The following is a 20,666-nucleotide window of genomic DNA, read 5'->3' on the forward strand; positions in this document are numbered from 1 at the left end:
AACCGCTCCAACCGTCGTCGAGTGACTACGCATCGTGCTCAACGTGGAGCCTAAGTTCGGTGACCGTGCAGGTCGAGCCCGCTCATGTCACCGTGACATGGCTAGCGGCCATGGCCGCGAGACCGCAGCCCGCAGGACCGTCTTGGGCATGTTGTTCAATGTCGATAACCCACCGGTCGAGCCACCTGACGGCTGCCGCCACCGGCTGCTGTGGCGTCTGTGCCGAGCGCTGTGGGAAGACCACCGCCCCGACCGTGCCGGCCACTACCTCATCGTCGGCTGCGTGCACGACGACCAGCTTGTGCCGTGCCGCCTGGCACGCCTCGCCGTAGAAGGTCTGCGAACCGCTAGCGGCGAGCAGGCCGACGCGTCACCGCTGTGGCGCGATGTTGCCCGGAGCCGCATCGCCACGGGCGACATCAACCTCGCTGCCCTCATTGCGGAGGCACGCTGGCACCGTCGCTGTGCAGACCTGGCGGGGTGAGGATGGCTGCCATTTACGGCCCAGAGGCCCTCATCGACCACGCCCAGGCTCAAGTCGACGCTGCCGACGAACTCTTGGCCCGCCACGACCAGGTCGGACTCGACCTGTGCCGGTGTGGTCGGCCCCACCCCTGCCCAGAGCGACTGCGGTGGCTCCAAATGCGGGCGCACTTCGGCCACCTTCTCGGCGGCCCACGGTGACCACCCACGGCCCGATGATGCCGATCTGGACCTGCGGGGGCTGCAACGCGCCCTGGCCCTGCCGGATCCGACAGCATGAACTACGCGTTGAGTACGAGGGCGCATCTGTCTCCCTGGCGCTCTACATGAGCGCTCAACTGGTCTGCGCCTCAAGGGACCTGACCTGGGTGCCGGCGGGGGTCCTGCACCTCCGCTTTCTCGGTTGGATCCGATGAGCATCCTTCGGCGGGGCGAACAGGTCCGCCAGCACAAGCAAGCCCACCTGAGGAACGAGCACCCGAAGGTACGCATCCAGCGTCTCGTCTGAGGCCAGCAATTGTGCAGCTCGTGCCAGCAGAAACGGGCCGGGATGCGCCCGACCAGGCGGATGGCCTCGCGGCGGGGTTTAGGTAGACAGAGCCGAAGTTAGATTGCATCTAGCTTCGCCCCGACGTCACTGCGGTGGCCGGGTGGCCGGAACCCCAGGTGGGCACTTGATCGCCACGGGAGTGATCTCGTGGGGCCCACTGGTTCCCCGGCGAACGTCGAACCGTACGCAGATGTTGTAGGACGTGTCCTCGCCTGGCCGGGGCTCCGGCATCGTCTCGGCGGTAGCTGTGGAGGGAGCGCCTCGACCAGAACGAGCCGGCATGAGCGGTGGCAGATCCGCGGCTTCGGTCCTGCGCTGGGCGTGGTTACCCGCATAGCTGCTGGTCGCTTAATGTCGGGCTATGGAGGACGTCATCGGTGGAATCGGTGGTTGGGTCTGCAGCATCATGGCTGTGCTGGCCACCACGTGGGGCGTGGTCGTACTAGTTACCGGTCGGGCTCCACGGCGAGAACTGCGCAATTTCCAATCCGTCGCGCAGTACGGATGGTTTTGTATCGGCCTTGGCGTGGCATCTGGCCTTCTGGCGCTGAGCGGTCTCGGCGGGTGGTTCGGAGTGCTGGCCATCGTCGGCCTCGGCTTGCTCGGTTGGATAACCCTTCGTACTCATCGCCTACAGCGCACGGCCACTCGCCAGCGCGGCACTACCACCGACAAGCCTTGAGGAGTCTCCGCCCGACCCGGCGGTCTGGTCTAGGTGAGGAGTTGGATGCGAGGCGCGTCGTGGCTGTGCGCGATGGGTGCCGCGCAGTGCTCGCAGGTGTGGGTCTGTGGGCGGACCAGGTTGGTCTGCGTGGAGAAGGTGCCCGACTGGACCGGTTCCGGGCAGAGATAGCCAAGATGCAGCCGGACCCAGGGGTAGCCGGTCAGCGCGAGCGAGGGCCGGTCCCGTTTGGCGTCGTGGAATGGCGCCCACCAATATTCCACCACCGCACGCAGGATCGTCCGCTCCCGTTCGGAGGTGCTGTCGAACGCGGAGATCCGCGCGGCCGCCGGGTGCCGGCGGGTCTTGCTGTCACCGGAGCAGGTGCCGTATTCCGCGCCGTGCGTCAAGCCGGTGGTGCGGCCGGTCCGCTGGCAGATGAAGCAGTCCAGGCTGAGTTCGACGTCGCTCTTCCAGTGCAGGTTGTGAAAGGACGATCCGGTGAGGGTCAGGGCGGCCGTTATCTCGACGGATCGCAGCATGGCCCGATCTTCGCAGGGGTGACGCTCAGCCGCACAAGGCGTACGGCTGAGCCGCGCCTCTCCTCCGGCCGGTTGTGCCGCTGCGGGTCAGAGTGCGCCGGCGCCGAAAACCCAGGGTGTGGTCTGGGCGATGAAGTCGGCCGGGAAACCGAGGTCGAAGCCGGTCGCCGATTCCAGCCGTGTAACCAGGTCCGGCGGCAGCGTGACCGACGTGCAACCCAGGTTGTCCTGTAGCTGGTCGAGGGTCCGCGCTCCGATGATCGGCAGCACGCCGTTGCGGTGCCGGGTCCAGGCGAGGGCGGCCTGAGCGGGGGTGACGCCCAGTTCGTCAGCGACGTCCTGCACGACCCGGGCCACACCGAGGTCCCGGTCACTTATCGCGTCCCGGTCGAGGCGCGTCTTCCCGGTCGATGGCGCGGCGGTGTACTTCCCGGACAGCACGCCGCCGCCGAGCGGGCTCCAGGCGGTCACCGTGAGGCCGTACGCCTCGGCCATCGGCAGCAGCTCCCGTTCGGCGTCGCGGTTGATCAGGCTGTACGGCACCTGTAGTCCGGCGAACGGAGTCCAGCCGCGCCACTCGGCCAGCGTGTTCGCACGGGAGACGACCCAGGCCGGTGTGTCGGACACGCCGATGTAGAGGACCTTTCCGGCGGTGACGGCGTCGTCGAGCGCCCGCATGGTCTCCTCGATCGGCGTGTGCCGGTCCCAGATGTGCACCCAGTAGATGTCGACGTGGTCGGTGCGCAGGCGGCGCAGGCTGGTCTCCAGCGACAGCCGGAGATTCTTGCGGTGGTTGCCGCCACCGTTGGGGTCAATCGGGTCACGGGTCACCGTGTACTTCGTGCCCACGACGAACCGATCGCGCCGGCCGGCCAGCAGCTCGCCGAGGATTTCCTCGCTGGTGCCGCCGCGGTAGTTGATGGCGGTGTCGACGACATTGCCGCCGGCCTCGGCGTAGGCGTCGAGGATGCGCCGGCACTCCTCGATCGGCGCGCCGACGCCGCCCTGCTCACCGAACGTCATGGCGCCGAGCACCAGCTCGGACACCCGCAGACCGGTACGCCCCAAGGTCGTGTACCTCATGCGAACATCGCCGCCACGTGCTCGGCCATCTCGTCGGCGGGGACGTCGCGCAGGTGCCGGTTGATCGCCCAGCGGTGCCCGGACGGGTCGAGGAACTGTGCGGTGCGGTCGCCCCAGAACGCGTCGTGCGGCGGCTCGAATGCGATGGCTCCGGCGGCGATCGCGCGGTCGTAGGCGGCATCGACGTCGGAGACCGGCAGGTGGAAGGCGGTCGGGCTGCCGCCCAGAGCCGCCGGCGTACGGAGGCTGCGGTCCGGCCACTCGCCCGCCACGGCGAGCACTGTGTCACCGACCCGCAGCTCCACGGTGAGCGGGCGGCCGTCGGGCAGCGGCACGCGACTGGTCTCCCGCGCGCCGAGCACCTCCGCGTACCAGGTGGCCGCAGCGTCGGGATCGTTCACCACGATATGGACGGCTATCTGTGTCATGCACCGACCATACATGCTGTCTGGTCAACTCGTCCAGATGGTTCGTACGGTATGCTCGGGACTGTGATGGCCCGACGCGACGAACCCGCGCGCGGCGACGTCGAGCTGCGCGAGCGCATCCTCGACGCCCTGCGTGAGCTGCTGCGCGAGCGCACCTTCGACACGCTCAGCGTCGCCGAGATCATTGCTGCGGCAGGGGTCTCCCGGGCGAGCTTCTACTTCTACTTCGCGGGCAAGCAGGCGGCGCTGGCCGAGCTGGTGCGTCGAGCGGTCGGCGCCGGCCACGAGGCCGCGCAGCCGTGGGTGCGGGGGAGCGCCAGCCCTGGTGACGCTCTGCGGGCTGGCATCGACGCGGGCGCCGACCTGTGGCTGTCAAACGCGGCGGTGTTGCGCGCCATCGTGGAGAGCTGGGCGTCCGACCCGCAGCTACGCGAGCTGTGGCTGGCCCAGATGGCGACGTTCACCGATGCGGCGGTCACCCGGATCGAGGCCGAGCGCCAGGCCAAGCCGGCCGTCGCGGCTCGGCTCGACGGCGTCGACGTCGGTGCGCTCGCCGCATCGCTGACGTGGACCGGCGAGCGGCTCTACTACCTGGCCGCGTGCGGCGTGCCGCCGTTCGACGACCGGAGACTGTTGGTCGACACGATGACCCACCTGTGGGTGTCCGCCCTCTACGACTAGTGCAGTGGCCGGCGGTGGTCCGGCGGGGAGCGATCCCCGCCGGACCACCGTCCGACCCGTCAGAAGGTGTACGTGCGGGCGACCGCCAGCATCTCGGAGCTGTGCGACCCGACGACGCCCACGCCCGGCGGTCGGGGGCGGAAACCGGGCAGCGCGTCCAGCCCGTCGCTGGCGTCCATCGCCCGCAGCGACACCAGCGGTGCTCGCGGCACCACGGTCAGCGTCACCTCGATGCCCTCCGGCGGCGGGGCGTGGAAGACCACCCCGAAGCCCCACCGGTCCAGACCCGCCTCCTCGACGGTCGGCTGCCGCTCCACCGGAACGGCCCGACCCGCGACCTCCGCCCGCTTCACCTCGGCGGTCTTCGCGTCCACGTGCAGCGACACGAGGCGCACCTGTCGCTGCGGCACGACCTTCACCCGCAGCGTGCGCTCACCGCCGACGGTGCTGTCCGACAGCAGTTGCACGGTCGGCGCCGGCAGGTTGGCGTTCGGAGCCGTGCCGACCCGCAGCGACTCGTCGCCCAGGGCGGGGAACCACCAGCGCAGCGACTCCCGCGCGACCGGGTCGACGTGTTCGGCCGTCCACGGTTGCAGTTCCTCCTCGTGGCTGACCCACTGCGCCTGGCCCGTGTCGGTGTCCAGGGCGTACATCAGGTGGGTCGGCGCGGGATGGGCGGCGTCGAACCGGTCGACGCCCAGCCCGACCCCGGCGAGCACCACCGTCGCCACGGTGGCCGCTGCCGCCGGCAGCAGCCCGAGCCGGCGGGCGCGCAACGCCCGCAGGCCGCGCTGGCCGCCGGCCTGCGGGTGCAGCAGGTCGACCACCGGCAGCGCGGTCAGGCCGAGCAGCACCGCGACCAGCGCCGCCACCCCGCCCATGCCCATCCCCAGCGCGGGGAAGAGCAGCACCACAGTGGGCAGCAGGATGACCACACCGACCGCCGCGGCGGCGGTCACCGCCACCACCGGCCACGGCCCGGTCTGCCGGGTACGCAGCGCGACCAGCCCGCCGAGGGCGCCGGCCAGCGCCGGCAGGGTGGTGAGGTACGCCCCGCCCGGCACCGCCACGGCGAGCAGCACCCCGAGCAGGGCCAGCCAGGCCAGCCCGCCCACGGCCAGCGCGGCCGGGCCGATCCGGCGGCGCAGCAGCGCGTACCAGGTGAACAGGGTGGCGGCGGCGAGCGCCACGACGGCCAACCGGTACCAGATCGGCCGGTACGGGTCGAGCAGTTCCGCGTACCCCGGTCGGATCTTGGTGATCGCCAGCCAGAGCAGTTGCGCGGCGACCGGCGCGACCACGATCGGCACCAGGGCCAGCCCGAAGCCGGCGGCCAGCCGGCCGGTGCTGGCCCGGCCCCGCCGACGGACCAGCCAGCCCAGCGCGGCCACCGCCGCCACCGCGAGCAGGGCCAGCGGCAGGGTGAGCGTGCCCGGGTAGCGGACCAGGCCGCCGGGGACCGGGAAGTAGGTCGCGTCGTGCCCGGAGCGCAGGTCGGTCAGGTCGGTGCGGCCGAACTCCCGGGCCAGGCCCAGCGCGTTGTCCCCGTGCTGCTGGAGGCTGCTCCGGTCCATGGCCGCCGGCGTGTCCAGCGGCGTGTGGTAGATCGCGCCGCCGTCGATGTACGCCGAGTTCAACCCAACGAACTTCTGGTCCAGGAACGCGGTGAAGTCGGTGTCGTTGGGCAGCGCCCGGTAGATCTCCACCGCGAACGAGGTGCCGACCGGGTGCGGGGCGGCCCGACCGAAGGCGTCCACCAGTTTCGCGTTGTTCCGGGACGTCTCGAACATGATCACTGGGCCGGTGGAGCCGCGCGCCTCCAGGTTGAGCACCACCCCGCCGTCGGCGGCCAGCGGGTGGCTGGCGGCGAACGCGGACGCGCCGCAGAGGCACGCCTCCTCCGCGTCGGTCAACACGAAGACGATGTCGTTGCGGGGCCGCGGGCCGGTGGTCAGCGCGCGGGCCACCTCCAGGATGGTCGAGGTGCCGGCCGCGTCGTCGTTGCCGCCCGGCCCGGTCTGCACCGAGTCGTAGTGGGCGACCAGGAAGACCCGGCCGGTCGAGTCGGTGCCGGGCAGCCGGGCCACCACGTTGCGGACGCGGGCCAGGGTCGCCCCGCCCGCCGCGCCGCTGAGCTGCCCGGCCTCCGGGGCCACGGTGTCCTGCACCTCGGTCTCCAGGCCCAACCCGCGCAACTGCTGCTCGAGGTGCGCGCGGACCTGGTCGTTGGCCGGGCTCCCGGCGACGTGCGACCGGGCGGCGATCACCTGCACGTCCTCGTACGCGCGAGCGGCGCTGAACTCGCCCACCGGGGCGTCTGCCGGTTTCGGCGTCGGCGTGCGCAGGTCGAGCAGGCTGCCGGCGCCGACGGCGGCCAGCGCCACGAGCGCCGCCGCGGCGGCCACGAGCCGGCGGTGCGGCCTGGTCAGCGCACGATCCGCAGGGGGTACGCCCGGAGTCGGACGGGCCGGTGTGCCCGTCGTGGCCGGGGTGGGGGGTGCGCCCACGGAAACTCCTCGGGGGGTGGTGGGGCCTGGGGTGGCACCATCCTGCCCTCCGGCGGTCCCGGATGGCATGGCCGGTCGGCCGGGCACCGATCACCCGCGTGGTTTGTCCGCCGGCGGGCAGTGATGCGGCCCATCCCCGCCCGTGCCACGGGCATCGTGTTGTGTGCGACCGTTGTCTAATACAGGATCAGCAGGGCACTCGGAAGGAGCCCGACATCACCAGCGAACTCCCGCGTCTCGCGGCGGTGACCCGGCCGCACCGGGGGTCCGGCTCGGCCGGGTCCCCAGTTGTGCCGTACCCGCACGGTGGCCTGGCGCGGCACGCGAACCTGCCGCCGGGCGAACGGTTGCGGGTGCTGCTGGTGGAGGACGACGAGGGCGACGCCTTCCTCGTCGGGGAACTGCTCGCCGAGACCAACTCGATGATCGACCTGCTGGTCGCCACCAGCCTGCGCGAGGCGCGGCAGCGGATCAACGACGTCGACTGCGTCCTGCTCGACCTGGGCCTGCCCGACGCGCAGGGGCTGGACGGGCTGCGTCAGGTGCTGGAGATGTCCAGCGGCGCCGCGGTCTGCGTGCTGACCGGCCGCTCGGACGAGCACCTCGGCGTCGTGGCGGTCGCCGAGGGCGCACAGGACTACCTGGTCAAGGGTCAGGTCGACGGGGTGCTGCTGACCCGGGCGCTGCGCTACGCCGTGGAGCGCAAACGCGCCGACGAGAACGCCCGCCGGCTGCGGGAGGTCGAGCTGCGGCAGGCCGAGTCGGCCCGCCTCGAACGCGGTCTGCTGCCCCAGCCGCTGATGACGACCGACCAGGTGGCGGTGCACACCTTCTACCGGCCCGGCCGGCACGCCGCGCTTATCGGCGGGGACTTCTTCGACGTGGTGCAGACCCGTCCGGACCGTCTCGACCTGATCGTCGGCGACGTCTGTGGGCACGGGGTGGACGAGGCCGCGCTCGGCGTCGAGCTGCGGGTGGCCTGGCGGGCCCTGGTGCTCGCCGGAGTGCCGGACGACGAGGTGCTGCCCGCGCTGGAGCAGGTGCTGATGAGTGAGCGCCGCCTTCAGGAGATCTTCGCGACGGTGGCCACCACCAGGCTGGACCTGGACGCCAACCGCGCTACCGTCCGACTCGCCGGGCACCCGCCGCCGCTGCTGCTCTCCGGCGGCCGGGTCGCCCCGGTGCCCGCGCCCGGCGGCCGACTGCTGGGCGTACGACCCCGCCGGCCGATCGCCTACGACCTGGAGTTCGACACCGATGACTGGTCCCTGCTGATGTACACCGACGGCCTCATCGAGGGGCGGGTGGGAGCGGGCAACGATCGCCTCGACGTGTTGGGGCTGAGCGGGCTGCTCGACGAGCCGGCCAACCGTTCGGTGTCGCTGCCCGAGCTGCCGGCCTGGCTGGTCGGCAGGGCCGAGCGGCTCAACGGCGGCGCGCTCGCCGACGACGTGGCAATGCTGCTGGTGAGCCGTGGTGGTGGCCGGTGAAGCCGGTGGTTGGCGGCTGGAGTCTGCGCCGCCGGGTCATCACGCTGCTCACCGTCGTGGGGGTGCTGCTGATCGCCCTGGCCGGCGCGGAGGCGGCGATGGCCGCCCGCAACCGCACCCAGATCGACGCCGTCCTCAACGAGACCGGCCCACTGCGGGTGCAGTCCCAGGAGCTGCTCAACGCGCTGCTCGACCAGGAGACGGCGATCCGTGGGTACGCGGTCAGCGGTGACCCGGACGACCTGATCCCCTATCGGGAGGGGCTCGCCCAGGAGCAGAGCGTCAGCGTCTCGATGCGGGCGCTGCTCGACGACTATCCGCAGATCAGCCAGGAGCTGCGGACCGTCGAGGAGCGCACCGCGCAGTGGCGGCAGTCGGTGGCCGAGCCCGTGATCACCACCACCGAGCGCAGCGGCACCAGCGCGGGTCAGGCACTCGTCACCGAGCGGGCCCGGCAGCAGTTCGACGAGGTGCGCACGGCGGTGAACGACCTCCAGGAGGAGGTCCTGGCCGCCCGGGAGCAGACCGCCGACAACGTGCGTACCAGCAGCAACGTGCTTGTCGTGCTGCTGATCGTCGCCGCCCTGGTGGTGGTCGTGGCCGGCGCGGTGCTGCTGCTCTCGCTGGACCGGATGGTGATCCGGCCACTGACCGGCCTGGCCACCCAGGTCCGTGAGGTTGCCGAGGGCGACTACCAGCACCGCATCGCCACCACCGGCCCACCGGAGTTCATCCGGCTCGGCGACGACGTGGACGCGATGCGGCAGAAGATCGCCGCCGACCTGGCCGAGGTGCGGGGTGCCCGCGAGCGGATCGAGTGGGTCAACAGCCAGCTCCAGAAGCAGGCGGAGGAGTTGACCCGCTCCAACCGTGACCTGGAGCAGTTCGCGTACGTGGCCTCGCACGACCTGCAGGAGCCGCTGCGCAAGGTGGCCAGTTTCTGCCAGTTGCTCCAGCGTCGCTACGCCGGGCAGCTCGACGAGCGGGCCGACCAGTACATCGCGTTCGCGGTGGACGGCGCACAGCGGATGCAGCGCCTGATCAACGACCTGCTCGCGTTCTCCCGGATCGGCCGGCTCACCACCGGCTTCGTCGAGGTCGACCTCAACAAGGTGATGGGCGACGTGGCCGGCCAGACCGAGGCCGCGCGGCAGTACGCAGACGCCGAGCTGACCTGGACCGATCTGCCGGTGATCTCCGGTGAGGAACCGCTGCTCACCAACCTGCTGGCCAACCTGGTCAGCAACTCGATCAAGTTCCGCCGGGCCGACGTGCCGCCCAAGGTGCACGTCTCGGCCCGGCTGGTGGACTCCGAGTGGGAGATCACCTGCCAGGACAACGGCATCGGGATCGAGCCGGAGTTCGCCGACAAGATCTTCGTGATCTTCCAGCGGCTGCACTCGAAGGACGCGTACCCGGGCACCGGCATCGGGTTGGCCATCGTCAAGAAGATCGTCGAATATCACGGCGGCCGGGTCTGGGTGGACACCGACGTGCCGGAGGGCACGGCGATCCGGTTCACCCTGCCGGCGCTTCCGGCGGACCTGGAGGCGGCCGCCCCCGTCGACTCGTCGGAGCAGCCGCAGGCCCTGCCGGCGGGCGACGCCACGCCCTCGAACGAGACTCCGGCAGCGCCGGCCGAGCAGTCCGAGGGGTCGGACCGGCCGGACCGGGCCGACAAGTCGCCGGAAGGCGGTAGAACGGGTGACATGAGGGAGACGGTGGGATGACCGCGCCTGCGGATGGCAAGAGCCCGATCGAGGTCCTGCTGGTCGAGGACGATCCGGGCGATGTGCTGATGACCCAGGAGGCGTTCGAGGAGCACAAGCTGCGCAACCGGCTCACCGTCGTCTCCGACGGCGCCGAGGCGCTGGCCTACCTGCGCCGGGAGGGCCAGTACGCGGACGCGGTGGCGCCCGACCTGATCCTGCTCGACCTCAACCTGCCCCGGCGCGACGGCCGGGAGGTGCTGGAAGAGATCAAGAACGACCCGGAACTGCGTCGGATCCCGGTGGTGGTGCTCACCACCTCGCAGGCCGACGAGGACATCCTGCGCAGCTACCAGCTGCACGCCAACGCCTACGTGACCAAGCCGGTGGACTTCGAGCGCTTCATCGCGGTGGTCCGCCAGATCGACGAGTTCTTCGTCAGCGTGGTCAAGTTGCCGCCGCGTGGCTGACACCCTGCTCGACGACGTCGGCGACCTCCTGCGGGAGGCCGCCGACCAGGTCGTGCTGCCGTTGTTCCGCAAGCTCGACGACGCCGACGTGTCGGAGAAGGCGCCCGGCGAGGTGGTCACCGTCGCCGACCGCCGGGCCGAGGAGTTGCTGTCGGCGGGGTTGCGCCGGCTGCGGCCCGGCTCGACGGTTGTCGGTGAGGAGGGTGTCGCCGACGACCCGGGGTTGCTGGGGCACCTGCGCGACGCCGGTGATGTCTGGCTCGTCGACCCGGTCGACGGCACCGCCAACTTCGCCGCCGGTCGCCGGCCGTTCGCGCTGATGGTGTCGTTGCTGACCGACGGACGGCCGGTCGCCGGCTGGATCCTCGACCCGCTCGCCGACACCCTCGCCGTCGGCTCGGCGGACGACGGCACCCTGCTCAACGGCCGACCTGTCGACGCCACCGCCGCGCTGCCGCCGCTCGGCGAGCTGCGCGGCGCGGCGATGACCACGTTCCTGCCGCCGGACATGAGGGACCGGGTCCGCGCCGGCGGTCGCCGCCTCGGTGAGCTGCTGCCCGGCCAGCACTGTGCCGGCCGCGAATACCTGGACATCCTCACCGGTGAGCAGCAGTTCGTCCTCTTCTGGCGCACCCTGCCGTGGGACCACGCTCCGGGCACCCTGCTGGTCCGCGCGGCCGGTGGCGTCGCCCGCAGGTTCGACGGCGCCGACTACCACCCCTCCGACGACGGCCGCGGGCTGCTCGTCGCAGCTAACGAGCAGATCTGGGACGAGGTACGCGACGCCCTTCTCGCCCCCTGATCCGGGCACTGCGCGAGGCGTCTGAGGGGCTTCTGGACGCTCTGCGTGAGGCGTCTGGACGCTCTGGGCGATGGCGCTGGAACGCTCCGTCGACATCGGGACGTCCCAGGCGTCAGGGGGCTGGTCACCGGCTCGCAGTCCGGTATCGTGACCGGCGGTCTCCGCCAGCAGGCCGCCGACCGGCGCCGGCGGGGACGCCGCCGCGCAGTTGTTCACCGGGGGCCGGCGGTCGACGGAAGGACGCTTTCGTGCCCAGGACCAGGCTCCACCCGCGGCTCGGTCGCCGCGCCCTACTCGCCGTGCTCGCCGCCGTCGCCCTGGTGCTCGGCGGTGCCGCCGTTCCCGCGTACGCCGAGCCCGGTGAGGGCGGCAGCAAGAAGCTGCGGGACGCGTTGGAGCTGACCGCCAAGGGGCACATCGAGGCCAAGGCCAAGCTCGACAACTCCAAGCGCCGCCAGACGGCGTTGACCGGCGAGCTGACGGCGATCGAGGGCCGCATGGGTGGGCTCACCGCCCAGGTCGGCGAGGTCGCCGCACAGTCCTACCGGATCGGTCGGCTCGGCCCGGCGTCGATGTTGCTCAACACCGCCACGCCGCAGGCGTTCCTGGAACGCGCCAGCGATCTCGACCTGATGGCCCAGCGGGACAGCAAGCGGCTGCGTGATCTCGTCGAAGCCCGGCAGGAGGCGCAGCAGGCCAAGGTCGCCATCGACGCCGAGGTCCGTGAGCAGCAGAAGCAGCTCGCCGTGATGGCGAAGAAGAAGAAGGAGGCCGAGGAGGCGCTCGCCGAGGTCAGCTCGGGCAGCAGCAACGGTTTCAGCGGGGGCAGTTCCGCCTCGGCGAAGCCCGCCCCGCGTAACTCCGACGGATCCTGGCCGTCGGAGTCCTGCTCGGTGAAGGACCCGACCACCTCCGGCTGCATCACCCCGCGCACCCTCAACGCGCTCAACCAGACCCAGGCGGCCGGCTACAAGCGGCACGTCTCCTGCAAGCGTGAAGGTGGCGGCGGCGAGCACCCGAAGGGGCGTGCCTGCGACTTCGCGGCGGCCACCAACGGCTTCGAGGATCGCAACGCGACAGGCGGCGACAAGGCGTACGGCGACAGCCTGGCCGCCTGGCACGTGCGCAACGCCGACCGACTGGGCGTGCTCTACGTGATCTGGTACCGGCAGATCTGGCATCCCGGCACCGGGTGGCGGTCGTACAGCGGCAGCGGCAGCCCCGCCGCGTCCCACACGAACCACGTTCATCTATCGCTGTACTGACCCTGAACGTCAGCTTCGCTGCGTACCATCGCGACGATGAGTTCCCCACCGCCCGACGTCGCGGCCCCGCCGGCCGCCGCAGCCCCGTCCGTGCCGGTCACCGGCCGGGCGCTGCCCAACGGCCTGGCCGCCTTCCTGGTCTTCTTCTCCAGCGGCGCCGTGCTGGTGCTGGAGACCGTCGCGCTGCGCCTGGTCGGCCCGTACGTCGGGGTGACCCTCCAGGTGACCAGCTCGGTGATCGGCGTCGCGCTGGCCGCGATCGCCTACGGGGCGTGGACCGGCGGCTGGCTGGCCGACCGGCGTAACCCGCGTGGCCTGCTGGCCCCGGCGCTGGTCCTGGCCGGCATCGCCACCGCCGTCACCCTGCCCGTGGTCCGGTACGCCGGTGAGGTGCTGCGCGGTGGCGCGGCCAGCGGCATCCTGCTCCTGGTCTCGCTTGCCGTGTTCGTGCCGGCCGCGCTGTTGGCCGCGGTCACCCCGTTGGTCGTGAAGCTTCAGTTGGCCGACCTGCGCCGCACCGGCCAGGTGGTCGGTCGACTCTCCGGGATCGGCACCCTGGGCGGCATCACCGCGACCCTGCTCACCGGGTTCGTGCTGGTAGCCGCGCTGCGCAGCACCGTCATCCTGGTGACCCTGGCAGTCGCGCTCGGGTTGGTGGGCATCGGCCTCGGCTGGTATCTGCGCCGGCAGGAGCCCGCCGACGTGCCCGGTCCGGCGCGGACCCGGGCCGCGCTTGCCGTGCTCGGCCTGGTCGGGGCGGGCCTCAGCACCGTGGCGCCGAACCCGTGCGACATCGAGACCGCATACCACTGCGCCCGAGTCACCACCGACCCGTCCCGGCCCACCGGCCGGACGTTGCTGCTCAACTCGGCCCAGCACTCGTACGTGGACCTCGCCGACCCCACACACCTGGAGTACGCGTACACGAAGTGGATCGGCGCGGTCGCCGACGTCGCCGCGGCGGCCGGTCAGCGGCTGGACGCGTTGCACCTGGGCGGCGGCGGATTCACCGTGCCGCGCTACCTGACCGCCACCCGGCCGGGCACCGAGAACGTGGTGTTCGAGATCGACGGCGGGCTGGTCGAGCTGGGCGAGCAGGAGCTGGGCGTACGGACCGGGCCGGAGCTGCGGGCGGTGGTGGGCGACGCCCGGATGCTCGTCGGCGGCGAGCCGACGGACAGCCGCGACCTGGTGGTCGGTGACGCGTTCGGTCACCTGGTGGTGCCCTGGCACCTGGCCACCCGGGAGATGGCTGCCGAGATCCGCCGGGTGACCCGCCCCGGCGGAATCTACGTGCAGAACGTCATCGACTACCCGCCGCTGCGGTTCATCCGCGCCGAGCTGGCCACGGTGGCCGCCGAGTTCCGGCACGTCGCGTTGATCGCGCCGCCGGAGGCGCTCGCCGAGGAGCAGGGTTCCAACTTCCTCATCGTCGGCTCCGACGCGCCGCTGCCGCTGGCAGCCGTGCGGACCCGGCTGGACGAGGTGGATCCGAAGGTCAGCCTGCTGTCCGGCCCGGCCCTCACGGACTTCGTCGGCGGGGCCCTGGTGTTGACCGACGACTACGCCCCGGTGGACCAGTTGCTCGCGACCGCCTGATCGGGTGACAACTCTGACCGATTCCGATACTCCAGGTGTAGGACGGTTGATCCTGGGCAACATCGGTCACCATGGGTGGTGGGGACCGAAACGGCGCGCAGCTCCTCGATGAGCGGTACCGACTGATCGAGCAGCTCGGCGCGGGCGGCATGTCGGTGGTGTGGCGCGGCTACGACGAGGTGCTCGGCCGTCAGGTCGCGGTGAAGGTGCTGGCCTCCAGGCTGGCCAGCGACCGGGCGTTCCGCCACCGGATCCGGATCGAGGCGCAGGCCGCCGCGCGCCTCTGCCACCCCAACATCACAAACGTGTACGACTACGGCGAGTCCGAGCAGGTCGGTCTGACCGTGCCGTACGTCGTGATGGAGCTTGTCGACGGCACGTCGCTGGCCAGTCGACTGGGCCGGGAGAGCCAGCTCCCCTGGCGCGAGGCGGTCACGATCGGCGCGGAGGTCAGCTCGGCGCTGACCACCGCCCACGCCCGGGGTGTGGTGCACCGCGACGTCACCCCGGGCAACGTCATGCTCACGTCGACCGGGGTCAAGGTTGTCGACTTCGGCATCTCCGCGCTCGTGGGGGAGAGCGAGAAGGGGCCGGACGGCGCGCTGTTGGGCACTCCCGCGTACCTCGCCCCGGAACGGCTGGACAACGGCCAGGTGTCCCCGGCCACCGACGTGTACGCCGTCGGGCTGCTGCTCTACCGGATGCTCACCGGCCGGCTGCCGTGGCGAGCCACCACGACCACCCAGATGTTGCGCGCCCACATGTACAACGACCCGGAGCCGATGCCCGCCGTCGACGGCCTGCCCGCCGAGGTGACCGACCTGGTGGGGCGCTGCCTGGCGAAGGGGCCCGCCGATCGACCGGCAACCGCCGAGGTGGCCCGGATCCTCGCCGACGCGGCCGGGATGCTCGCGGCCGTGCCGGTCTCCCCGGCCGCCGGCCCCCTGGACCCGGCCCTGCTGGGCAGTGCGCGTACCACGATCCTGCCCTGGTCGGCGGCGACCGACGCGTTGCCGCTGTCGCGTACCCGCAATCGCGACCGGCGCGCCCGGCAGCGGGTGACCAGGCGTCGGCGCGTGGAGGCCGGGGTGGCTGCCGTCGGGCTGATCGCGGTCACCGGGGCGATGTGGGGGTTCACCTCACGCAGTCCGGCCAGCGGCGAGGGCCGGCCGACGACCGAGGCCCGAATGGGCCTGCCGACGAAAGTGCCGTGCGAGGTGGCGTACGCGCTGCGCACGGACTCCGGCACCGACTTCGCCGCGGACCTCACGCTCACCAACACCGGTGACCGGGAGCTGCGGGACTGGGCGATGAGCTTCAGCTTCCCCGGTCAGCAGACGGTGACGAAGTCGGAACCCGCGCCCGTGCACCAGCAGGGGAGCACCGTGGTGGTCCGGCCGGCGGACCAGCGCGCCGCACTGGCACCCGGCGCCGCCGAGAAGCTGACCCTCACCGGGACCTACAGCGGGGCGAACCCGCTGCCTGTGGAGTTCCGGCTCGGCGAGGTGGCCTGCGGGGTGCGCGTCTCCGGGGTCGCCGGCAGTACGCCGTCCACGGCCCCGCCGACGATCAAGGCGGCCACCACGCCGAAGAAGGCGACGGCACCCGGCGGCGCCGGCGGTGGCGCGCCGAAGGCGAAGCCCCCGAAGGGTCCCGCGAAGCCCGGTCACGGCAAGGGGCCGGGTGGTCCGGGAAAAGGGTGAAAGCCCCGGAGGGGCACCGCGGTGGGCCCAGGAGATGACCGTCAACGTCGTTCCGCGAACCGTTGCACCTGGTTGATGCCACCCTCCACCACCAGCAGCCCACCCTGGGCCAGCGCCGTGTCGTCCGCGGCGTACCGGAAACGCTCACCGGGCGCCTTCGCGCCGATCACCCGGACCCCGGAACGTTCCTCCGGACGTAGGTCGAGCAGGGTGCGCCCGACGAGCGACTCCGGCACCCGGACGGTGGCGATCGCGAAGTCGTCGTCGAACTCGATGAAGTCGAGCAGCCGGCTGACGATCAGGTGCGCCACCCGGTCGCCGGTCTCCGCCTCCGGAAAGATCACGTGATGCGCGCCCACCGACGACAGGATCTTGGCGTGTTTCTGCGAGGTGGCACGTGCCCAGATCTGCGGCACACCCAGCTCGACCAACGCCAGCACGGTGAGGACGCTGGCCTCCACCGACGCCCCGATGGCCACCACCGCCCGGCCGAAGCTGGTGACGCCGAGCTGCCGTAACCCCCCCTCCTCGGTCGCGTCGGCCTGGACCACCCGGTCGAGTTGGTCCGAGAAGCGCTGCACCTTCTCCGGGTTGCGGTCGACGGCCAGCACCTCGCGGTCCATCCGGGTGAGCGACGCGGCCAGATGGCAGCCGAAACGACCCAACCCGATCACCACGACGCCGCCGCCGTCCGATCGTCTCGCCGACACCTCGACCCTCCTCGCTTCCTGAGCCTGCTCCATAAGGGCGGTCGGCCAGTGCTTGTGAAACAGGCCTCAGCCGACAATTGGTTGTTCCTGCGGATAGCGGTAGAGCTTGCGCCTGGTGTTCAGGGCGATCGCCGACCCGAGGGTGAGCGGCCCGACCCGGCCGATGAACATCAACACCGTCAACACCAGTTGACCACTGGGCGGCAACTCGCCGGCCAGACCGACGGTGAGGCCGGTGGTGCTGAACGCGGAGGTGACCTCGAACAGGGCCGCCACGAACCGCACGCCCTCGGTGAGCAGCAGCAGGAGCATGGTTCCGACCGTGACCAGCGCGACGCTGAGCAGGGCCACGGTCACCGCCTGCCGCTGGCTCGCGGTGGCCACCCGGCGGTGCCCGACCGTCACGTCGGGCTCGCCGCGCAACTCCGCCCAGATGGTGAACGCGAGCAGGAAGAACGTGGACACCTTGATGCCGCCGGCCGTGCTGGCGCTGCCGCCGCCGATGAACATCAGCACGATCAGCAGCGGGTAGCTCTCCTCCTGGAGTTCGGCGATGTTCAGCACGTTGTAACCGCCGGTGCGGCTCAACGCGATCTGGGTGAAGGACGCGAGCACCTTGCCTCCGGCGTCGTACGAGCCGATGGTGCTGGCGTTTGTCCACTCGGCGGCGAGCAGGCCGACGAAGCCGAGCAGCAGCAGGGCGATGCTGCCCCAGATGGTCAGCTTGGTGGCCACCGCCCACCCCGCCGGCTTGCGCCACTCCCGGACCGCCTCGAACAGGGCGGGGAACCCCAACCCGCCGACGATGGCCCCGAAGGCCAGCGGCAGCGACACCCACGGATCGCGGTCGAAGGCCAGCAGGCCGTCGGTGTAGAGCGCGAAGCCGCCGTTGTTGAATGCCTGGACGGCGTGGAACACGCCCGACCAGAGGGCCCGTCCGGGTGGATAGTCGTACGCCCACCAGAGCCGGCCGGCGACCAGAGCGGTCATCACGGCCTCGCAGGCGAAGACGGTGATCGCGATCCGGCGCAGCAGCCGGCCCACGTCACCGATGCCGAACTCCGCCGACTCGGCCTGCACCAGCAGCCGGTTGCGCAGGCCGAGCTGGCGCGCGACCACCAGGATGACAAGCGCCGCCGCGGTGAGGATGCCGAGACCACCGAGCTGGGTGAGCAGGGTGATCACCAGCAGTCCCCAGCCGGACCAGTAGTTGGGGGTGTCGGTGATGGCCATGCCGGTGACCGACACCGCCGAGGTGGCGGTGAAGAGGGCGGTGACCAGCGGGGGGCGCTGGTGATCGACAGTCGCCCACCGTGCCATCAGGAGCCCGGCGCCGAGCAGGATCGGCACCAGGAAGGCGAACGGCACCAGCCGCACGGGGTTGCGGAAGAACCGGCGCACCAGACAATCTTCCTTTTCCGCCCGTCGCCCGGCGGGGGAACGCGCATTCCGGAGATTCACCTTCCGGCCAGCCATCGACCAACTGCCGGTCAACCCGGGGCGATCTGCTGAAGCGGCTTCCCCCGACGACAGGAGACGGCGATGCGACGTACCCTTCCGACCCTCGGCCTGGCCGGCGTGCTGCTCGCCGCCGCCGTGGCCGTGCCCACCATGGCCGAGGCCGGTCCGGCGACCGACGCGGACCGCTCCCGGCCGAACGCCCGGCCGATTGTGATCGCTCACCGGGGCGCCAGCGGTTATCGACCGGAGCACACATTGGAGGCGTACCGGTTGGCGATCCGGATGGGCGCCGACTACATCGAGCCGGACCTCGTCGCCACCTCCGACGGGGTGCTCGTCGCCCGGCACGAGAACGAGATCTCCGGCACGACCGACGTGTCGACGCACCCGGAGTTCGCGGCCCGTCGGGCGACGAAGACCATCGACGGCGTCGCCGTGACCGGCTGGTTCACCGAGGACTTCACCCTGGCCGAGCTGAAGACGCTGCGGGCCAAGGAGCGACTGCCGCAGGTCCGCGTGGCGAACACCGCGTTCGACGGCCGCTTCGAGGTGCCCACCCTCCAAAAGGTCATCGACCTGGCCCGGACCGAGGGTCGGGCACGGGGCCGCACCATCGGCATCTACCCGGAGACCAAGCACCCGACCTACTTCACCTCGATCGGCCTGCCGTTGGAGGAGCCGCTGCTGAAGGTGCTGCGGCAGAACAAGCTGGACCGGAAGAACTCGCCGGTCTTCATCCAGTCGTTCGAGACGGCCAACCTGCGTCGCCTCAGCCGGCTGACCGACGTGAAGCTCGTCCAACTGCTCGACGCCACCGGCCGCCCGTACGACTTCACCGCCGCCGGTGACACCCGCAGCTACCAGGACCTGGCCACGCCGGCCGGGCTGAAGTGGATCGCCGGGTACGCCGACGGCATCGGCGCGAACAAGAACCTGATCGTGCCCCGGAACGCCGCCGGTGCCCTGCTCGCCCCCACAAACGTGGTACGCGACGCGCACCGCGATGGGCTGCTCGTGCACTCCTGGACGTTCCGCGCGGAGAACCAGTTCCTCCCCGTGGACTTCCGCATCGGCACCGACCCGAACGCGCGCGGCGACATCACGGCCGAGTACGAGCTCTTCCTCGGTCTGGGTCTGGACGGCGTCTTCAGCGACCACCCGGACACCGCCGTCGCCGCCCGCGCCGGCCTCTGACCCAGTCCGAGCCCCGGCGGGCGTCTCCGCCGAGCTGACCTCGGCCCGGAGCTGATCAGCTCCGAGTCGACCGTCGGGCCGATCACGCCCGGCCCACCCGCTGGCCCGTCGTCCGCCACCCGGACGACGGGCCAGCGACACATTCGGCCCGCCCAGGCACCCGCCGAGGTGCCCGGTCAGGTGGCCTCGTGGGCGTGGGCAGGTGGCTTCGCGGGCGTGGGCAGGTGGCTTCGCGGGCGCGGGCCGCACTTCGCGGACGCTATGGAGCTGATGCCGTAAACGAATCGCACTCGATCTTGACGAGGCGAGGCGAGAGGATCCTGCGGCAGCAAATTCCTGGATGTTGCCGTCTCGCCGTGGGCCGGGCAACGACATCGGTGCAGCTTTGACGGTCTTCGAGCGCGCAGGTCTCATTCGGTCTGCGCAGCCCGCCCCGCGTGCTTTGCCGGCGCATGGCTGGCGGTCTCGTAGCCAGTGAAGATGACGGGCCGACACGCCGCGCAACCCTTCCCATGCGTACGGTTGTTCGACAGTATTGGCCCGTCGAGTGGAAGGAGAGGTGCATGGCAGACAAAAGCGCCATCGAGTGGACGGAAGCAACCTGGAATCCCACCACCGGTTGTGACCGCATCTCGTCGGGCTGCGACAACTGCTATGCCATGACTCTCGCCAAGCGCTTGAAGGCCATGGGCTCGGCCAAGTATCAGACCGATGGTGACTCCCGCACCTCTGGGCCGGGTTTCGGTGTGGCGCTCCACCCTGACGCCCTCGATATACCGCGACGCTGGCGTGACCCCCGGACGGTCTTCGTCAACTCGATGTCGGACCTCTTCCACGCCAGGGTTCCTTTTGCTTACGTGCAGCAAGTCTTCGACGTCATGCGCGAGACGCCACGCCACACCTTCCAAGTGTTGACGAAGCGCGCAGCTCGACTCGCCAAGGTTGCTCACGATCTTGACTGGCCGGCGAACGTCTGGATGGGTGTAAGCGTCGAGGACGACAGTCAGCGATCCCGGATTGATTTTCTTCGGCAGGTGCCGGCGGCGGTTCGCTTCATCTCGGCCGAGCCCTTGCTTGGTCCGCTGCCGCGGCTCGACCTCGCCGGAATTGACTGGTTGATCGCGGGTGGCGAGTCGGGCCAGGGCTGTCGCCCGATGAACCCGTCTTGGGTTGCCGATCTCCGCGACCAGTGCGGCCAGGCGGGAACCGCCTTCTTCTTCAAGCAGTGGGGTGGTCGCACACCCAAGGCGGGCGGTCGCAGTCTCGATGGCCGGACCTGGGACGAGATGCCGACTCCTCGGACCCTTACCGCAGCTTGATCCTGGTCC

At 71.0% G+C, this 20,666-nt stretch carries 18 protein-coding genes; 12 read left to right on the top strand and 6 right to left on the bottom strand.

Annotation, left to right across the window (positions count from 1 at the left end; genetic code table 11):
• The first annotated feature begins 148 nt into the window (after positions 1–148).
• Together ACLQ29_RS13765 and ACLQ29_RS13770 are read left to right on the top strand one after the other, a co-directional pair.
• Positions 149–484 carry a hypothetical protein gene (locus ACLQ29_RS13765; RefSeq protein ID WP_425771961.1) on the top strand — a complete coding sequence of 112 codons (336 nt, stop codon included), beginning with the start codon at positions 149–151 and terminating at the stop codon, positions 482–484.
• A gap of 910 nt (positions 485–1,394) precedes the next feature.
• Complete coding sequence (locus tag ACLQ29_RS13770) at positions 1,395–1,715, top strand: hypothetical protein (protein ID WP_425771962.1); 321 nt, start codon at positions 1,395–1,397, stop codon at positions 1,713–1,715.
• A 29-nt stretch (positions 1,716–1,744) separates the two neighbouring features.
• Here ACLQ29_RS13770 and ACLQ29_RS13775 read toward each other — a convergent pair whose 3' ends face one another.
• The 3 genes from ACLQ29_RS13775 to ACLQ29_RS13785 form a co-directional block, all read right to left on the bottom strand.
• On the bottom strand, positions 1,745–2,236 hold the full coding sequence (locus tag ACLQ29_RS13775) for a hypothetical protein (protein WP_425771963.1): 492 nt from the start codon (positions 2,234–2,236) through the stop codon (positions 1,745–1,747).
• An 87-nt stretch (positions 2,237–2,323) separates the two neighbouring features.
• Complete coding sequence (locus tag ACLQ29_RS13780) at positions 2,324–3,319, bottom strand: aldo/keto reductase (protein ID WP_425771964.1); 996 nt, start codon at positions 3,317–3,319, stop codon at positions 2,324–2,326.
• Positions 3,316–3,747: a VOC family protein gene (locus ACLQ29_RS13785; protein WP_425771965.1), complete on the bottom strand. Its 432-nt coding sequence runs from the start codon at positions 3,745–3,747 to the stop codon at positions 3,316–3,318. Before ACLQ29_RS13785 ends, ACLQ29_RS13780 begins: the two co-directional genes overlap by 4 nt.
• Before the next feature lie 66 nt (positions 3,748–3,813).
• Between ACLQ29_RS13785 and ACLQ29_RS13790 the strand changes: the two genes are divergently transcribed.
• The gene (locus ACLQ29_RS13790; protein ID WP_425772044.1) at positions 3,814–4,428 is read left to right on the top strand and encodes a TetR/AcrR family transcriptional regulator; all 615 of its coding nucleotides are present in this window, start codon (positions 3,814–3,816) and stop codon (positions 4,426–4,428) included.
• A 59-nt stretch (positions 4,429–4,487) separates the two neighbouring features.
• Here the strand turns inward: ACLQ29_RS13790 and ACLQ29_RS13795 are convergent, their stop codons facing one another.
• Positions 4,488–6,935 (bottom strand): M28 family peptidase, encoded by a 2,448-nt coding sequence (locus tag ACLQ29_RS13795; protein WP_425771966.1) that lies wholly within the window; start codon positions 6,933–6,935, stop codon positions 4,488–4,490.
• 290 nt (positions 6,936–7,225) lie between these two features.
• Here ACLQ29_RS13795 and ACLQ29_RS13800 point away from each other — a divergent pair, with 290 nt between their 5' ends.
• The 7 genes from ACLQ29_RS13800 to ACLQ29_RS13830 all read left to right on the top strand — a co-directional run bounded on the left by ACLQ29_RS13800 (position 7,226) and on the right by ACLQ29_RS13830 (position 15,973).
• Positions 7,226–8,425, top strand: a complete 1,200-nt coding sequence (locus ACLQ29_RS13800) for a PP2C family protein-serine/threonine phosphatase (RefSeq protein ID WP_425771967.1) — start codon at positions 7,226–7,228, stop codon at positions 8,423–8,425.
• Positions 8,422–10,155, top strand: coding sequence for a sensor histidine kinase (locus tag ACLQ29_RS13805; RefSeq protein ID WP_425771968.1), 1,734 nt, complete (start codon positions 8,422–8,424; stop codon positions 10,153–10,155). Before ACLQ29_RS13800 ends, ACLQ29_RS13805 begins: the two co-directional genes overlap by 4 nt.
• The gene (locus tag ACLQ29_RS13810; RefSeq protein ID WP_358109695.1) at positions 10,152–10,604 is read left to right on the top strand and encodes a response regulator; all 453 of its coding nucleotides are present in this window, start codon (positions 10,152–10,154) and stop codon (positions 10,602–10,604) included. Before ACLQ29_RS13805 ends, ACLQ29_RS13810 begins: the two co-directional genes overlap by 4 nt.
• Positions 10,597–11,406 (top strand): inositol monophosphatase family protein, encoded by an 810-nt coding sequence (locus ACLQ29_RS13815; RefSeq protein ID WP_425771969.1) that lies wholly within the window; start codon positions 10,597–10,599, stop codon positions 11,404–11,406. Before ACLQ29_RS13810 ends, ACLQ29_RS13815 begins: the two co-directional genes overlap by 8 nt.
• A gap of 248 nt (positions 11,407–11,654) precedes the next feature.
• Positions 11,655–12,671: a coiled-coil domain-containing protein gene (locus ACLQ29_RS13820; RefSeq protein WP_425771970.1), complete on the top strand. Its 1,017-nt coding sequence runs from the start codon at positions 11,655–11,657 to the stop codon at positions 12,669–12,671.
• A 36-nt stretch (positions 12,672–12,707) separates the two neighbouring features.
• Positions 12,708–14,270 carry a fused MFS/spermidine synthase gene (locus tag ACLQ29_RS13825; protein WP_425771971.1) on the top strand — a complete coding sequence of 521 codons (1,563 nt, stop codon included), beginning with the start codon at positions 12,708–12,710 and terminating at the stop codon, positions 14,268–14,270.
• Between the two features lie 71 nt (positions 14,271–14,341).
• Positions 14,342–15,973, top strand: coding sequence for a protein kinase domain-containing protein (locus ACLQ29_RS13830; RefSeq protein ID WP_425771972.1), 1,632 nt, complete (start codon positions 14,342–14,344; stop codon positions 15,971–15,973).
• Between the two features lie 41 nt (positions 15,974–16,014).
• Here the strand turns inward: ACLQ29_RS13830 and ACLQ29_RS13835 are convergent, their stop codons facing one another.
• Complete coding sequence (locus ACLQ29_RS13835) at positions 16,015–16,683, bottom strand: potassium channel family protein (RefSeq protein WP_425771973.1); 669 nt, start codon at positions 16,681–16,683, stop codon at positions 16,015–16,017.
• A 66-nt stretch (positions 16,684–16,749) separates the two neighbouring features.
• Positions 16,750–18,084 carry a TrkH family potassium uptake protein gene (locus tag ACLQ29_RS13840; protein ID WP_425771974.1) on the bottom strand — a complete coding sequence of 445 codons (1,335 nt, stop codon included), beginning with the start codon at positions 18,082–18,084 and terminating at the stop codon, positions 16,750–16,752.
• Between the two features lie 141 nt (positions 18,085–18,225).
• Here ACLQ29_RS13840 and ACLQ29_RS13845 point away from each other — a divergent pair, with 141 nt between their 5' ends.
• Together ACLQ29_RS13845 and ACLQ29_RS13850 are read left to right on the top strand one after the other, a co-directional pair.
• Positions 18,226–19,338, top strand: coding sequence for a glycerophosphodiester phosphodiesterase (locus tag ACLQ29_RS13845; protein ID WP_425771975.1), 1,113 nt, complete (start codon positions 18,226–18,228; stop codon positions 19,336–19,338).
• Positions 19,339–19,901: 563 nt separating this feature from the next.
• A complete protein-coding gene (locus ACLQ29_RS13850; RefSeq protein ID WP_425771976.1) occupies positions 19,902–20,657 on the top strand; it encodes a DUF5131 family protein in 756 nt (251 codons plus the stop codon).
• The last annotated feature ends 9 nt before the right edge of the window (positions 20,658–20,666 follow it).

Source organism: Micromonospora sp. DT228, from assembly GCF_049841595.1.
Lineage (GTDB): Bacteria > Actinomycetota > Actinomycetes > Mycobacteriales > Micromonosporaceae > Micromonospora.

What these genes read in the sequence shown, in the direction of transcription:
- ACLQ29_RS13765 (WP_425771961.1), top strand. Translation starts at nt 149, where the DNA reads ATGTTGTTCAATGTCGATAACCCACCGGTCGAGCCACCTGACGGCTGC.
- ACLQ29_RS13770 (WP_425771962.1), top strand. Translation starts at nt 1,395, where the DNA reads ATGGAGGACGTCATCGGTGGAATCGGTGGTTGGGTCTGCAGCATCATG.
- ACLQ29_RS13775 (WP_425771963.1), bottom strand. Translation starts at nt 2,236, where the DNA reads ATGCTGCGATCCGTCGAGATAACGGCCGCCCTGACCCTCACCGGATCG.
- ACLQ29_RS13780 (WP_425771964.1), bottom strand. Translation starts at nt 3,319, where the DNA reads ATGAGGTACACGACCTTGGGGCGTACCGGTCTGCGGGTGTCCGAGCTG.
- ACLQ29_RS13785 (WP_425771965.1), bottom strand. Translation starts at nt 3,747, where the DNA reads ATGACACAGATAGCCGTCCATATCGTGGTGAACGATCCCGACGCTGCG.
- ACLQ29_RS13790 (WP_425772044.1), top strand. Translation starts at nt 3,814, where the DNA reads ATGGCCCGACGCGACGAACCCGCGCGCGGCGACGTCGAGCTGCGCGAG.
- ACLQ29_RS13810 (WP_358109695.1), top strand. Translation starts at nt 10,152, where the DNA reads ATGACCGCGCCTGCGGATGGCAAGAGCCCGATCGAGGTCCTGCTGGTC.
- ACLQ29_RS13825 (WP_425771971.1), top strand. Translation starts at nt 12,708, where the DNA reads ATGAGTTCCCCACCGCCCGACGTCGCGGCCCCGCCGGCCGCCGCAGCC.
- ACLQ29_RS13830 (WP_425771972.1), top strand. Translation starts at nt 14,342, where the DNA reads ATGGGTGGTGGGGACCGAAACGGCGCGCAGCTCCTCGATGAGCGGTAC.
- ACLQ29_RS13845 (WP_425771975.1), top strand. Translation starts at nt 18,226, where the DNA reads ATGCGACGTACCCTTCCGACCCTCGGCCTGGCCGGCGTGCTGCTCGCC.
- ACLQ29_RS13850 (WP_425771976.1), top strand. Translation starts at nt 19,902, where the DNA reads ATGGCAGACAAAAGCGCCATCGAGTGGACGGAAGCAACCTGGAATCCC.